The organism is Pseudomonas iranensis, from assembly GCF_014268585.2.
Classification (GTDB): Bacteria; Pseudomonadota; Gammaproteobacteria; order Pseudomonadales; family Pseudomonadaceae; genus Aquipseudomonas; species Aquipseudomonas iranensis.
Map to the genome: position 1 here is coordinate 3,888,173 of NZ_CP077092.1, position 13,212 is coordinate 3,901,384.

Below are 13,212 nucleotides of genomic sequence, written 5' to 3' on the forward strand. Positions count from 1 at the left end.
GACGCCGGGTAACCGATGAAATCGCACCCGAGAAATTTTCCGCGAGCCAGCTAAGATTCATGGGTGGTGAACCTTATCCCGGCCAAACCGGTCGATAGCTGCAACCCGACCCGGTTTGCCGACGCCCTTTCTGACGATGGGCGATACCCGGCTTGCTTCACTTTCTGGAGAACGCCCCCGTGATATCCACCGTACACATCGCCAGGCTCAAAGCATGGGGCGCCCATGGTTTTACCGCGACCGGCGTGGTCACCGCCTTCCTCGCCACCCTCGCCCTGCTGGAAAACCAGCCGATTCATTGCCTGATGTGGCTCGGCGTGGCGCTGATCGTTGACGGCCTCGATGGCGCGCTGGCGCGCAAGGTCAATGTGCAATCGGTGCTGCCGAGTTTCGACGGTTCGATCCTTGATCTGGTCATCGATTACCTGACTTATGTATTTATCCCGGCACTGTTTATCTACCGCTACATTCCCTTGCCTGATTACACCCTGCTGCTGACGGTGTCGGTGATTCTGGTGTCGTCGCTGTTCTGCTTCTGCAACGTCAACATGAAGAGCAAGGATAACTATTTTGTCGGCTTCCCGGCGGCCTGGAACGTGGTTGCGCTGTGCCTGTACATCATTGGCCCGGGGCCGTGGATTACCTTTCTCACCGTGATCGGGCTGGCGCTGCTGACGGTGACGCGGATGAAGTTCCTGCACCCGTTTCGCGTGCGGCGTTTCATGCCAATCAATATCGCGGTGACGGCGATCTGGCTGTTGTGCAGCCTGTCGCTGGTACTCAATCACCCGGTGATCAATCCGCTGGTGATGGGCTTGTGGTTGTTGATGTCGGCTTATTTCCTGGGGATCTGCATCTGGCGCACGGCGCTGGAGTGGTTTGATCGCAGCCATTTGAAATAAGCACATCCCCCTGTGGGAGCGAGCCTGCTCGCGAATGCGGTGGTTCCATCAACATCAAGGTTGTCTGGCACACCGCTTTCGCGAGCAGGCTCGCTCCCACAGAGATCTTCATCGATCAGGAAATCCGATCTGGACTAGCGCTTGGTAATCACCACCTCCAGATACTCACTCGGCACCACCAGCGACGCCTCCCCGGCGCGATTCGATCGGTTGAGCAACTCGGTCAGTTCATCCTCCAGCGCCTGCCCGGCCTCCGCCGACAACACCGCAAAAGCCTTGTGCACCGGCCCGTACCAGTGGCGAAAGATGTCAATGAAATGCGCCGCCGAGCGGTAGCGGAAGTTGAAGTGGCTGCGGGTCACGCGCACGACAAAATCGCGGTCATCGAAATGCTTGTGCAGCCACGCATCCGAGCCCCAGTTCGATGGCGGCTGAGCAACTGCGGGCGGTGGCAGATGCTGGCCGAGTATCTTGAACATCTGGCCGACGAAGCCCTCCGGCGTCCAGTTCGCCATACCGATCCGCCCGCCCCGCCGACAGACCCGCCCCAGTTCAGCAGCAGCGGTGATCTGGTCAGGCGCGAACATCACGCCGAACGTCGACAACACGGCGTCGTAGCTTTCATCGGGAAAAGGCAAAGCCTCGGCATCGGCCACCTGAAAAATCACCTCCAGATGCTCGGCCCGGGCGCGATCCTGACCACGCTCCAGCAGTGCCGCGACGTAATCGGTGGAGGTCACCACACAACCGCGCCGCGCCGCTGCAAGGGTGGCGTTGCCGTTACCGGCGGCGACATCCAGCACCTGTTCATCACAGCGCAGATCGCAGGCCTCGGCGAGGCTTTCACCGACGATCTGCAAAGTCGTGCCGATCACGGCGTAGTCGCCACTGGCCCAAGCGACTTTCTGACGTTCCTTCAGGGCAGTGAGATCAATCGGGGTACTCATGACAGCGAGCTCCGTGGCAGAGAGAAAGCACAGGCTGCGACGCAGACCGTGCTTGCTCACTATCGCGCCGAGGCTGTCCGGCGTCCCTGTCAATCGTCCGGCAACCCCGTAAACCGGGCACTTTGCCGATGAGTGGCGGAAATCTGTCAAGCACCTGATACACCTTGTGCATTGCCAGCGTCGCGGGATTGGTTTCTGATGCCGGTTCGCCTCTGGAACGGATCTGACTGATGTCATTGCAACTGGATTGGCTCGCCGCACACATGCAGTACAGCGATCGCTATGCGGCGTGGATTCACCAACAATTTCATTACGAATACGCCGATCAACCTTTGGCTCGATGGCAGCGAGAATTTGCCGAAGGCCAAAGCAATGGCGATTGGTCATGCCTGATTGCCATGGACGGTGAGCGGCTGCTCGGCGGTGCGGCACTGGCGCGCGATGACCTCACTGATCGATCCGATCTCGGACCCTGGCTGGCCTGTGTCTTCGTGGATCCCGAAGCGCGGGGTCAAGGCCTGGCCGAGCGGTTGATTGAAGGAATATGCGAAGAGGCGAAAAAACGAGGGGTGGCGCGCCTGTATCTGCACACGCAGGACAAACACGACTACTACGGCAAACGCGGCTGGCAGGTTCTGCAGCAGTTTCAAGCGTGGGGCAAAACGCAATGGCTCATGGTCCGCGACCTCTGAGCCATTGCGTTGTCTTGATCAGGCAGCCGGTGCCTTGGCCTCCTCCAGCAACTGCTTGATCATCTGCTCCTGCTCGGCATAACGACCTTCACCGAAGTGGCTGTAACGCATCTGGCCCTTGGCGTCGATCAGGTAATGCGCCGGCCAGTACTGATTGTCGAAGTTGCGCCAGATCGCATAGTCGTTGTCGATCGCTACCGGGTAGGTGATGCCGAGTTTTTTCACCTGATCCTTGACGTTGTTGATGATGCGCTCGTAGCCGTATTCGGGGGTGTGCACGCCGATCACTATCAGGCCGTCCTTCTCGTATTTCTTCGCCCAGTCTTTGACGTACGGCAGGGTGTGCTGGCAGTTGATGCAGTCGTAGGTCCAGAAGTCCACCAGCACCACTTTGCCGCGCAGGGATTCGGCACTGAGCTCTGGTGAATTGAGCCACTGCACAGCGCCCGACAGCGACGGCATCGCGCCCCGGGCCTCGTCCATCATCGAATCGGCGCGGACCTTGCTGACGAAGTAGTCGACCACTTTCGGCACGTTTTCCAGGACGTTTTTCTCGACGCTGGCCACGCCCTCCGAAGACGTATTGGCGAGCAGGGTTTTGTCGGCGCCCGTCGAGATCACCGCGACCGTAGCAAGCACCGCAACCCCGGCACCGCGACGCAACCAGCCGCTGAACGGGATCGACGGTTTCAGCCGATTGACCAGACCGCGCCCGGCGAAGATCAACGTGCCCAGCGACAAGGCACTGCCGACGCCGTAAGCCAGCAGCAACAGGCTGGTCTGGGCATTGGCGCCTTGCAACATCGCGCCGGTCAGAATCACCCCAAGGATCGGCCCGGCACACGGCGCCCACAACAGGCCGGTGGCGACACCGAGCATGATCGAGCCCATCGGTCCTGCACGTTTACGCGTGTCCTGATCGAGACGATTGCCCAGCGCGACAAACGGCCTGGTCAGCCAGTCACCGACGCGGGCCGAGATCAGCGACAGAGCGAACAGCGCCATGACCAGCAAGGCAACGTGGCGGCCGGTGTTGCTCGCCTGAATCACCCACTCGCTGCTGACCACGGCAAGGCTGGAGATCAGCGCAAAGGTCAGCGCCATGCCGGCGAGAGTCAGGAAGATCGAGGAACGGGTACGGTTGGCGCCAGCGAACAGAAACGGCACCACCGGCAGGATGCACGGACTGAGAACGGTCAGCAGACCGCCGAGAAATGCGATGAGGTACATAAGGGGTCACCTTGAAGTGGGGGCTGGGCACGCAACCGGGCAGCGAGGGAAACGTCCCCTCGCTAGCTCGCTTTATTTACACCGTGGCTCATGCAGTCTGGCCGTCGAGCAACCGTCCTTGAGGCGTACGACTGGCACCGTTTTCCGCGACCAGTTGGCCTTGCGGTGTACGGCTGGAACCATCAGCAGCAACCATCTGCCCCTGCGGTGTGCGGCTGGAACCATCAGCGGCAACCAACTGCCCCTGCGGTGTGCGGCTGGAACCATCAGCGGCAACCATCTGCCCCTGCGGCGTGCGGCTCGATCCGTCAGCGGCGATCAAGGCATCGCTGCCCTCCTTCGCCACGGTGGTCAGCTGGAAGCAGGTGCTGCTGGCGCAACTGCTCTGCTCCACAGCACTGTTGGCGTGGGCGGCGGCACCGGTGAAGGCGAAGGCTGCTGCGGTCAAAAAGCGCGAGACGTTGTTCATGGCAAAACTCCTTGCAGAAAAAGTAGGGATGACTCAGTTCTGGTTGTTGCAGCCGTCAGCGAATTTGCTGTAATCCAGCTCGCGGGTTTTGCCGGCGGAATCGAGGTAGGTCATGCGCGCCTCGGTGATGCCGCAGGTCACCGAGGTGTCTTCGGTCATCGACAGCACTTTCTGGATATCCAGATGGGTGCCGTAGGTGTAGGTTTGCCGGCTGACGTCAGCTTCGGCGTGGGCCGACAGGGTGCAGATGTTCAGAGCGGCGAACAGGCAGGCGGCAAATACGGATTTGTTGTTCATGGTGTAGTCCTCAAGGCTTCGGTGGGTTTGAGCCGAGGCGGTCTGTGTGTGCCTCGATGGAGCCTATTTGAGGCCTTCGAGGTATCGCGTCTGTGTCAGGAAAGGACGAGAATCACTCGTTGTGTATCCATGCAGCGTGTAGATACAGAGCGATACAAAACCCCGAAAAAATCGTGATTTTGCGTCGGTGTGTATCCGCCGCTGCGGCAGATACACTGCAATACAAAGGCAGGCAGGCGTGCGGTCTACGGCGCTATAGACTGCACGGCATTCCCCCTTTGACAGAGGCTTGAACCGATGGAACATGTCGATCACATTCTCATCGTCGACGACGACCGCGAGATCCGTGAACTGGTAGGCAACTACCTGAAGAAGAACGGCCTGCGCACAACAGTGGTCGCCGATGGCCGGCAGATGCGCAGCTTCCTTGATGCCAACACCGTCGACCTGATCGTGCTCGACATCATGATGCCCGGCGACGATGGCCTGCAGCTGTGCCGTGAATTGCGCGTGGGCAAACACAAGGCGACGCCGGTGCTGATGCTCACCGCGCGCAACGATGAAACCGACCGCATCATCGGTCTGGAAATGGGCGCCGACGATTACCTGACCAAACCCTTCGCCGCCCGCGAGCTGCTGGCGCGGATCAACGCCGTGTTGCGCCGCACACGCATGTTGCCGCCAAATCTGGTGGTCACCGAAGCCGGACGCCTGCTGGCGTTCGGTCGTTGGCAGCTGGACACCTCGGCCCGCCACCTGCTCGACAGCGACGGCACCATGGTTGCCCTCAGTGGCGCCGAATACCGCCTGCTGCGGGTGTTCCTCGACCATCCGCAACGGGTGCTCAGCCGCGATCAACTGCTCAACCTGACCCAGGGCCGCGAGGCCGATCTGTTCGATCGCTCCATCGATCTGCTGGTCAGTCGTCTGCGTCAACGCCTGCTGGACGATGCTCGGGAGCCGGCCTATATCAAGACCGTGCGCAGTGAAGGTTATGTGTTTTCGCTGCCGGTCGAACTGCTCGGGGCGTCGGCATGAAACTCAAGCTGCAATGGCCGCGCACCCTCGCCTCGCGCCTGTCGCTGATCTTCCTGATCGGGCTGATCCTGGCGCAGGGTCTGTCATTCGGCGCGCAATATTACGAGCGTTACCAGAGCGCGAAAAGCACCATGCTCGGCAACCTCGAAACCGACGTCTCGACCTCGATGGCAATCCTCGATCGCCTGCCCGCCGCCGAACGCGAAGCGTGGTTGCCGCGTCTGGCCCGGCGCAACTACGGCTACCTGCTCAACGAGGGCGAACCGGGCATGCCGGTGACCTCGGCTGAAAAGTCCGTCGCGATTGCCTCGATTACAGCGGCCATCGGCGACACTTATCCCATCGTGTTTACCGAAGTTCCCGGCGGTCCGAGACAACACTTCCAGGGCCACCTGCGCCTGAGCGACGGCAGCCCGGTGACCATCGATATCCGTCCGGCGATGGTGCCGCTGTCACCGTGGTTGCCGGTGGTGCTGCTCGGCCAACTGGCGTTGCTGATCCTCTGCACCTGGCTCGCCGTGCGCATCGCCATCCGTCCCCTCACCCGCCTCGCCAACGCGGTGGAAACCCTCGACCCCAACGCGCACCCGATCAAACTCGACGAGCAAGGGCCGACCGAAGTGGTCCACGCCGCGCGGGCGTTCAACGCCATGCAAACGCGCATCGCCGCCTACCTGAAAGAACGCATGCAACTGCTCGCGGCGATTTCCCACGACCTGCAAACGCCGATCACCCGGATGAAACTGCGCGCAGAATTCATGGACGACTCGGTCGAGAAAGACAAACTGAGCAGCGACCTGGGCGAAATCGAGCATCTGGTGCGCGAAGGCGTGGCGTATGCCCGCAGCATTCATGGCGCCACCGAAGAAAGCCGCCGTACCGATCTCGACTCGTTCCTTGACAGCCTGGTCTTCGACTATCAGGACATGGGCAAGGACGTGCAGCTCGGCGGCAAAAGCAAAGCGGTAATCGAAACCCGTCCGCAAGCCCTGCGCCGGGTGCTGGTGAACCTGACCGACAACGCCCTGAAATTCGCCGGCGCCGCGCAATTGCAGGTCGAAGCGCAGGGCAACAGCCTGTCGGTGAAAGTCCTTGATCGCGGCCCGGGCATCGCCGAGGCCGAACTGGCGCAGGTGCTGGAACCGTTCTATCGCGTGGAAAACTCGCGCAATCGCGACACCGGCGGTACCGGGCTCGGATTGGCGATCGCCCAGCAATTGGCGTTGGCGCTCGGTGGCTCGCTTGTGTTGAGCAATCGTGAAGGTGGCGGGTTGTGCGCTGAACTGAAGTTGCCGCTGCCACGCTGAGAAAAACACCGACTAGACTCATTCATTACCCAGTCGAGGGGGCCGCAGGACGTCTGCTGTGCCCTGCCCCAATCCGTGACCACCGCCCGGTGGCGCCTGCCTCGACACTCAACGCCGCCGGACGGTGATCCTGTTTCAGGAGCACACGTGATGAATGAGGCGAAGCTCAACGAATTCATGGGCAAACTGGTCAACGACATGGGCGGCGCGGCGATGCTGGCCAATGTCATTGTCGGCGAAGAACTCGGTCTGTACCGGGCAATGGCCGACAGCCAACCGATCAGCCCCGAAGCCCTCGCAGCCAAAACCACCTGCAATCCGCGCCTGGTGCGCGAATGGCTCAGCGCCCATGCCGCATCGGGCTATATGGAACACGTTGACGGTCAGTTTCGCTTGCCGGAAGAACAGGCACTGGCGCTGGCCGTGGAGGAATCCCCCGTGTACGTCGCTGGCGGTCTCGGCGTGGTGGCGTCGTTTTTCCATGACAAGGACAAACTGGTCAAGGCCATGCGCGGCAATGGCGCCTTGTCTTGGGGCGATCACCATCCGTGCATGTTCAGCGGCACTGAACGCTTCTTCCGCCCCGGCTACAAAGGTCACCTGATTGCCGAATGGCTTCCGGCCCTGGAAGGCGTGGTGGCCAAGCTGGAACGCGGCGCCAAGGTTGCCGACATCGGCTGCGGCCACGGCGCCTCGACGGTGATCATGGCCCAGGCGTTTCCGAAATCGCAGTTTGTCGGCTTCGACTTCCACGCGCCGTCAGTCACCGTCGCCACGCAACGGGCCGAAGAAGGTGGCGTGGGCAATCGCGCCAGATTTTTCGAGGGCACGGCGAAAAACTATCCCGGCGGCGACTACGACCTGATCTGCTTTTTCGACTGCCTGCACGACATGGGCGACCCGGTCGGCGCCGCTCGCCACGCTTATGAGTCGCTGAAAGACGACGGCACGGTGTTGTTGGTCGAACCGTTCGCCAACGACAAACTGGACGACAATCTCAACGCGGTCGGGCGTCTGTTCTACGCCGCCTCGACATTTATCTGCACACCCAATTCGCTGTCTCAGGAAGTCGGCCTGGGGCTCGGTGCGCAGGCCGGGGAAATGCGCCTGCGCAAAGTCTTTGTCGAGGCCGGGTTCAAGCAGTTCCGCCGCGCCACGCAAACGCCGTTCAATCTGATTCTGGAGGCGCGCAAGTAACCCGTGCGGATCGCGTGCTAACCTGCCAGCACTGCCCATTCTGGAGTGCTGAGCATGCTCGATAGCCCGATCCGCGAACATCTCGATACGCTGTTGCAGGCCATGGCCGACGATAACTTCCTGATATTGACCGGCGCCGGCATCAGCACGCCATCGGGCATTCCGGACTATCGCGACAGTGACGGCGTGCGTCGTGGGCGGCAGCCGATGATGTATCAGGAATTTCTCGCCGCCCCGGAATCACGCCGGCGCTACTGGGCGCGAGCGATGCTCGGCTGGCCGCGCGTGCGTCAGGCCAGACCGAATGCCGCGCATGAGGCGCTGGCGACATTGCAACAGCGTGGCCGAATCAGCGACTTGATCACGCAGAACGTCGACACCCTGCACGATCAGGCCGGCAGCCACGATGTGATCGAACTGCACGGCAGCCTGCATCGAGTGCTGTGCCTGGATTGCGGGCAGCGCAGCGAGCGCGACGCGATCCAGCAGCAGATGGAGGCACACAATCCCTACCTGAGTGGTGTTGATGCGGTGCAGGCGCCGGATGGCGATACCTTGCTGGACCCGGCATTTGAAGCGCGCTTTCAGGTACCCCGGTGCCCGCATTGCGCAGGTGAGCGGATGAAACCGGATGTGGTGTTTTTCGGCGAGAACGTGGCGCAACCGACGGCCGCGCGGGCCTTGGCCGCTGCCGAGAATGCGGAGGGGTTGCTGGTGGTGGGATCGTCGTTGATGGCGTATTCGGCGTTTCGCTTGTGTCGGGTGATTGCCGAGCGTGGCAAGCCGTTGATGGCGATCAATCTGGGCAAGACCCGGGCGGATGATTTGCTCGATTTGAAGATTGAAGGGTCGTGTGAGGAGCTTTTGCCTTGGTTGGTGGAGAAGCTGGATCGGTGAGATTTTGAGTAATGGGTTCGACTTGAAATCGGCCCCTCACCCTAGCCCTCTCCCGAGGGAGAGGGAACTGATCGAAGTGCTCTTGCTTAGTGCGCCCGATCCAGGCCCGCCAGCAATGCGCTGTCGTGGCTGTAGATGTCCGGCGCATAACGAACATGGCCGCTGCTGTCGACTTGCGCCGTCCAGTAGGTCATCAGGATCGGCACCGGCGCCGACAGGCGAAATTCATGGGTGGTGCCGGTTGCCAGCAAAGTCTCGGTGCGAGCTTTTTCCGCCGGGGACAGCAGCAGATCGCGCAGTTGCAGCGGGTGCTCGACGCGCACACAACCGGAACTGAACGCCCGTGGGCCTTTGTCGAACAGCGCCTTGCTCGGCGTGTCGTGCAGGTACACCGAAAACGGGTTGGGGAAACGGATGACCATTTTCCCCAGCGGATTGCGCGGGCCGGCGTCCTGACGCAGGAGGATGTTGCCCGGGTTGTCCCAGTCGATATCGGCCGCTGCCAGAGGCTGGCCGTTGGCGTCGAGCACTTGCAGGTTCTGGCGGCTGAGGAAGGTCTGGTCCTTGCGAATTTCCGGCAGTTTGTCTTCCTTCCAGATAGTCGGCGGAACAGTCCAGGTCGGGTTCAGCGTCAGGCGGGTGACGCGGGATTTGAGCAGCGGCGTCTGGCGCTCGGCACGGCCGACCTGGGTGCGGGTCTGCCACACTGGTTGGCCGCCCTGATACAGCGTCAGCTCAGCGGCCGCCACGTTGACCACCAGCCCACTGGGCTCCATGTCCTGGGCCATCCAGCGGAAACGTTCGAGATTGACGCGCAGCTGATCGCGGCGGGTCAGCGGGCTGATGTTCAGCTCGGCAATGGTGCCCGGCCCGACCACGCCGTCAGCCTGCAACGAATGGCTGGCCTGAAAGTGCTTCACGGCTTCCACCAGCACGTCATCGTAGGCGTTGTCAGGTGTCACCAGTGCGTGTGCCAGATAACCTTCGCTGTACAAGCGTCGGGCCAGTTCCGGCACGCGCGGGTCTGCCATCGCCGGACGCAGCAACGGGCCGTTGCCCACCGGCTGCCATTGCGGCAGGGCTTGCAAGCGTTGCGCGGCGTACAGCTGACGCAGGCTTTGATATTGCGGTAGATGCGGACGCGCCAGGTCGAACGCCGCAGCAATATCGTTCATGCCCGGCACGGCAATACTGAGCAGTTGCGCCTGACGATCGGTCGGCGGGCCGTCGACACGCCACAGCGGTTCGAAATGCGATTGCAACAGACGGCCGTAATGCAGATCCTGCAAGGCCTGCAGGTAGTTGCGGCTGATGTCGATGTCGGCGCACAACTCGCCATCCTGCGGCGGCGTAGTGGCCACGGCGTAGCGATTCGGATTCAACCCATCATCGGCCAGCAGCTGCAATTGCGCGCGCAATGCCGGCAAGCGTGCCGACTCACTCGCCCACACCGGCATCCAGTCCTGCTGTTCATAAAACGCCTGCAATTGGCTCAACGCCGGGCCATTGAGACGCGGAGCGATGGCCGGGCACGACTGCGCCAGGCTGATCAAAACCGCCTGCAACGGGCTGCGCGGCTCGACCGGCAATTGCGTTTCAGGCGTCGGCAGGGTTTCGAGCGGGGGCAGCGGCTCATCGGCGCAAGCGACAAACGGCGCTGCGAGCAAACAAATGCTCAAGTAGCATGCGTACTTTTTGAACAACTGCTTTACTCCAATCCATGGCCGTCCAGATGACGGTCAACCTTACATCAGGTGCGCTGAACAGTCAGGCTCGAACCACGAGCCTGCGGGTATTGACTGGGAGTCAGGAGCCAAAGTGCCGTTTATGTAGCAAGTTGAGGACACTTTATAAAATGTTGACGTTTTTGCGCCGACTTCTGTTGAGCACCGCGACCCTTGTCGCCGTGACCAGCCCAGTATTTGCCGCCGGCAAGCCATCGCCGGTTCTCTACAACAGCCTCGCCCACGCCGCGCCGGAACTCAATCCCCAGGCGCTCAAAGGTGCATTGAACGCCATGCAATGCGCGGTCAACAACGGCGCGAAACCCTCACGGCATCTGGCGATCATCGATTATTCGCAACCGTCCACCGAACGCCGCCTGTGGATCTTCGACCTGAGCAAAAAGAAACTGGTGCTGCGTGATCTGGTTGCCCACGGTTCCAACTCCGGGGAAAACTTCGCCACGCAGTTTTCCAATCGCGAAGGCAGCTATCAGTCCAGCCTCGGCCTGTTCCGCACTCAGGAAAGCTACGAAGGTACTCACGGCTATTCGCTGCGCATGGATGGTCTGGAACCCGGTTTCAATGATCTGGCCCGTGATCGCGCGATCGTGATTCATGCCGCCAGTTACGTGAACCCGCTGTGGAGCAAGCGTCAGGGGCGTATCGGCCGCAGTCAGGGTTGCCCCGCCGTGCGGCCGCAGATCGCCAAACAGGTGATCGATCGCCTGAAGAACGGCCAGTTCATGTTTTCCTGGTATCCGGATCAGCGCTGGCTGCAAAAGTCACCGTATCTGAACTGCCAGCCGCAGCAGGTGGCGAGCATTCTCAACACCCACGCCAGTTAACGCGCGTCGCCGCCGGCGGGTTTGTAGAACAGGAACCTGCCGGTCTGCGCGGTGTTGCGATAGGCCTTGGCCCAGCTCGGGTGCACGCCGCGATCGTGAAAATACAGGGCGCCGCGCGTGCGGTCCTTGAGCTGACGGTTCAACGCCTTGCCAGCGATTTCCTTGGCCAATGCGTATTCGGAATCCTCCTTGACCTGATCGGGCTTGCCATCGCACCACCAGGAAAACTGGCAGTTGCCGCTTTCCGATCCTTGCTTGACCACCGCGCACACTGTGTCGGGAAAGCCGTCGTGGCCGAGGCGATTCATCACCACGCTGGCGACGGCTTCCATTTCCGGGGTGTCCTTGCCCTTGGCTTCCCAGTAAATACTGCGCGCCAGACAGGTCAGCGGATCGTCCAGCGGCGCGGCGCCGGCCGGGTCCACCGCCTGCGCTTCGGTCGGGGTGATGGCTTCGGATTTCGGCGCCGGCGCGGCGCTGACTTTATCTGCCGCTTTTTCCTCCAGCACCTCGGCTTTCTGTTCGGCCTTGGCCTCGATCGGCGCCTGCGCCCCGGCCCATGCCGCGCCGGTCAAAAAGATCCACAACAAACCGCCCACCAAGCCTTTCAATCCCATGTCGGTTCTTCCGTCAGCGCCCGCCCGGGGCAAGATGTTACGTAGGTGAGACGCCCGGTTTGCGGGGTCTTCGCAGAGTGTAGCGAGCAAATGCGCGGGCACACCAGCGCAGAAAAAAATCCGCCGCAAAGAAAAACACATTCACTCACCGGGGGCCTTTCGCGCATCATGGGCGCATTCAGCTCAAGGGAGATTTCCATGCGCTTCATGCCGTCCGTTTTGCGTTGTGCCGCACTGTCGCTGGGCGTGGTGTTCTCCACCTCGGCGCTGGCTGCCGATGAACTGCAATTGATCGAGTCGATCAACAGCTATCGCAGCCAGCCGCAGCGTTGCGGCACGCAGGCATCGAACGAGTTGCCACCGCTGTCGGCCGATCCACGTCTGCGCCTGCCGGCCAGCGGCGCGGTCGATCTGCAGCAGGCCATGACCAGCGCCCAGTACCCGATGGTCAACGTGCAGGCGATCACCCTCAACGGCCCGCGCGATGCAGCGGCGGCGATGCAGGCGATCAAGGAAAGCTTCTGTAAGGTGGTGCTCGATCCGCAGTTCGTCGATATCGGCGTCAACCGTGTCGACCGCGACTGGCGCATCGTTCTCGCGCGGCCGTTGCTGAGGGCGAAACTCGGCGATGCACAAAGCGAAGGGCAAAAGCTGCTGGCGCAACTCAATACCGCGCGCGGCCAGGCGCGCCAGTGCGGCGGGCAGTCCTTCGCGGCGGCGGCACCGCTGGCCTGGAACGCCACGCTGGGCACGGTCGCTCAGGATCACAGCCGCGACATGGCCAATAATAACTACCTCGACCACAAGGACCGCGACGGCCGCACCCCGGGCGACCGCGCCGAGCTGTCCGGTTACAGTGGGCAACTGGTCGGCGAGAACATCGCCGCCGGGCAAGACACCGTCGGCAAGGTCGTTGACGGCTGGCTCGCCAGCCCCGGGCATTGCGCCAACGTGATGAACCCGCAATATCAGGAACTGGGCGCCGCCTACGCGACCGATCCGAAAAGCAACGCCGGCATTTACTGGACGGCGATGTTTGGCGCACCGTAA

At 61.7% G+C, this 13,212-nt stretch carries 13 protein-coding genes and 1 pseudogene; 8 read left to right on the forward strand and 6 right to left on the reverse strand.

What is annotated here, in order from left to right; translation table 11 throughout:
• Positions 1–179 precede the first annotated feature (179 nt).
• Positions 180–902: a phosphatidylcholine synthase gene (gene pcsA, locus HU724_RS17320; protein WP_016775154.1), complete on the forward strand. Its 723-nt coding sequence runs from the start codon at positions 180–182 to the stop codon at positions 900–902.
• Between the two features lie 134 nt (positions 903–1,036).
• Here the strand turns inward: pcsA and HU724_RS17325 are convergent, their stop codons facing one another.
• Positions 1,037–1,849 (reverse strand): class I SAM-dependent methyltransferase, encoded by an 813-nt coding sequence (locus tag HU724_RS17325; protein WP_186566560.1) that lies wholly within the window; start codon positions 1,847–1,849, stop codon positions 1,037–1,039.
• A gap of 230 nt (positions 1,850–2,079) precedes the next feature.
• Between HU724_RS17325 and HU724_RS17330 the strand changes: the two genes are divergently transcribed.
• Positions 2,080–2,541, forward strand: coding sequence for a GNAT family N-acetyltransferase (locus HU724_RS17330; protein WP_186566558.1), 462 nt, complete (start codon positions 2,080–2,082; stop codon positions 2,539–2,541).
• A gap of 18 nt (positions 2,542–2,559) precedes the next feature.
• Here the strand turns inward: HU724_RS17330 and HU724_RS17335 are convergent, their stop codons facing one another.
• The 3 genes and pseudogenes from HU724_RS17335 to HU724_RS17345 all read right to left on the reverse strand — a co-directional run bounded on the left by HU724_RS17335 (position 2,560) and on the right by HU724_RS17345 (position 4,537).
• Positions 2,560–3,771, reverse strand: coding sequence for a cytochrome c biogenesis protein DipZ (locus HU724_RS17335; protein WP_130888744.1), 1,212 nt, complete (start codon positions 3,769–3,771; stop codon positions 2,560–2,562).
• Between the two features lie 232 nt (positions 3,772–4,003).
• Positions 4,004–4,240, reverse strand: a pseudogene (locus tag HU724_RS27995) (hypothetical protein); the annotation flags it as partial.
• A gap of 33 nt (positions 4,241–4,273) precedes the next feature.
• Complete coding sequence (locus HU724_RS17345) at positions 4,274–4,537, reverse strand: DUF2790 domain-containing protein (RefSeq protein WP_016775158.1); 264 nt, start codon at positions 4,535–4,537, stop codon at positions 4,274–4,276.
• A 297-nt stretch (positions 4,538–4,834) separates the two neighbouring features.
• Here HU724_RS17345 and HU724_RS17350 point away from each other — a divergent pair, with 297 nt between their 5' ends.
• From HU724_RS17350 to HU724_RS17365, 4 genes are all read left to right on the forward strand, one after another.
• Positions 4,835–5,575: a response regulator gene (locus tag HU724_RS17350; RefSeq protein WP_039762337.1), complete on the forward strand. Its 741-nt coding sequence runs from the start codon at positions 4,835–4,837 to the stop codon at positions 5,573–5,575.
• The gene (locus tag HU724_RS17355; RefSeq protein WP_186566554.1) at positions 5,572–6,882 is read left to right on the forward strand and encodes an ATP-binding protein; all 1,311 of its coding nucleotides are present in this window, start codon (positions 5,572–5,574) and stop codon (positions 6,880–6,882) included. Before HU724_RS17350 ends, HU724_RS17355 begins: the two co-directional genes overlap by 4 nt.
• A 150-nt stretch (positions 6,883–7,032) precedes the next feature.
• Positions 7,033–8,079: a class I SAM-dependent methyltransferase gene (locus HU724_RS17360; RefSeq protein ID WP_186566552.1), complete on the forward strand. Its 1,047-nt coding sequence runs from the start codon at positions 7,033–7,035 to the stop codon at positions 8,077–8,079.
• 54 nt (positions 8,080–8,133) lie between these two features.
• Complete coding sequence (locus HU724_RS17365; protein ID WP_186566550.1) at positions 8,134–8,976, forward strand: NAD-dependent protein deacetylase; 843 nt, start codon at positions 8,134–8,136, stop codon at positions 8,974–8,976.
• Positions 8,977–9,062: 86 nt separating this feature from the next.
• On the opposite strand, the gene HU724_RS17370 is transcribed toward HU724_RS17365, so the two are convergent.
• Complete coding sequence (locus HU724_RS17370; protein ID WP_186566548.1) at positions 9,063–10,679, reverse strand: L,D-transpeptidase family protein; 1,617 nt, start codon at positions 10,677–10,679, stop codon at positions 9,063–9,065.
• Positions 10,680–10,831: 152 nt separating this feature from the next.
• On the opposite strand from HU724_RS17370, the gene HU724_RS17375 reads away from it, so the two are divergent.
• Positions 10,832–11,545 (forward strand): murein L,D-transpeptidase catalytic domain family protein, encoded by a 714-nt coding sequence (locus HU724_RS17375; protein WP_016775166.1) that lies wholly within the window; start codon positions 10,832–10,834, stop codon positions 11,543–11,545.
• Here the strand turns inward: HU724_RS17375 and HU724_RS17380 are convergent.
• Complete coding sequence (locus tag HU724_RS17380) at positions 11,542–12,162, reverse strand: cell wall hydrolase (protein ID WP_186566546.1); 621 nt, start codon at positions 12,160–12,162, stop codon at positions 11,542–11,544. The two genes, HU724_RS17375 and HU724_RS17380, sit on opposite strands and share 4 nt — an antisense overlap.
• Positions 12,163–12,360: 198 nt before the next feature.
• Here HU724_RS17380 and HU724_RS17385 point away from each other — a divergent pair, with 198 nt between their 5' ends.
• Complete coding sequence (locus HU724_RS17385; RefSeq protein WP_186566544.1) at positions 12,361–13,212, forward strand: CAP domain-containing protein; 852 nt, start codon at positions 12,361–12,363, stop codon at positions 13,210–13,212.

What these genes read in the sequence shown, in the direction of transcription:
- HU724_RS17325 (WP_186566560.1), bottom strand. Translation starts at nt 1,849, where the DNA reads ATGAGTACCCCGATTGATCTCACTGCCCTGAAGGAACGTCAGAAAGTC.
- HU724_RS17330 (WP_186566558.1), top strand. Translation starts at nt 2,080, where the DNA reads ATGTCATTGCAACTGGATTGGCTCGCCGCACACATGCAGTACAGCGAT.
- HU724_RS17335 (WP_130888744.1), bottom strand. Translation starts at nt 3,771, where the DNA reads ATGTACCTCATCGCATTTCTCGGCGGTCTGCTGACCGTTCTCAGTCCG.
- HU724_RS17345 (WP_016775158.1), bottom strand. Translation starts at nt 4,537, where the DNA reads ATGAACAACAAATCCGTATTTGCCGCCTGCCTGTTCGCCGCTCTGAAC.
- HU724_RS17350 (WP_039762337.1), top strand. Translation starts at nt 4,835, where the DNA reads ATGGAACATGTCGATCACATTCTCATCGTCGACGACGACCGCGAGATC.
- HU724_RS17355 (WP_186566554.1), top strand. Translation starts at nt 5,572, where the DNA reads ATGAAACTCAAGCTGCAATGGCCGCGCACCCTCGCCTCGCGCCTGTCG.
- HU724_RS17360 (WP_186566552.1), top strand. Translation starts at nt 7,033, where the DNA reads ATGAATGAGGCGAAGCTCAACGAATTCATGGGCAAACTGGTCAACGAC.
- HU724_RS17365 (WP_186566550.1), top strand. Translation starts at nt 8,134, where the DNA reads ATGCTCGATAGCCCGATCCGCGAACATCTCGATACGCTGTTGCAGGCC.
- HU724_RS17375 (WP_016775166.1), top strand. Translation starts at nt 10,832, where the DNA reads ATGTTGACGTTTTTGCGCCGACTTCTGTTGAGCACCGCGACCCTTGTC.
- HU724_RS17380 (WP_186566546.1), bottom strand. Translation starts at nt 12,162, where the DNA reads ATGGGATTGAAAGGCTTGGTGGGCGGTTTGTTGTGGATCTTTTTGACC.
- HU724_RS17385 (WP_186566544.1), top strand. Translation starts at nt 12,361, where the DNA reads ATGCGCTTCATGCCGTCCGTTTTGCGTTGTGCCGCACTGTCGCTGGGC.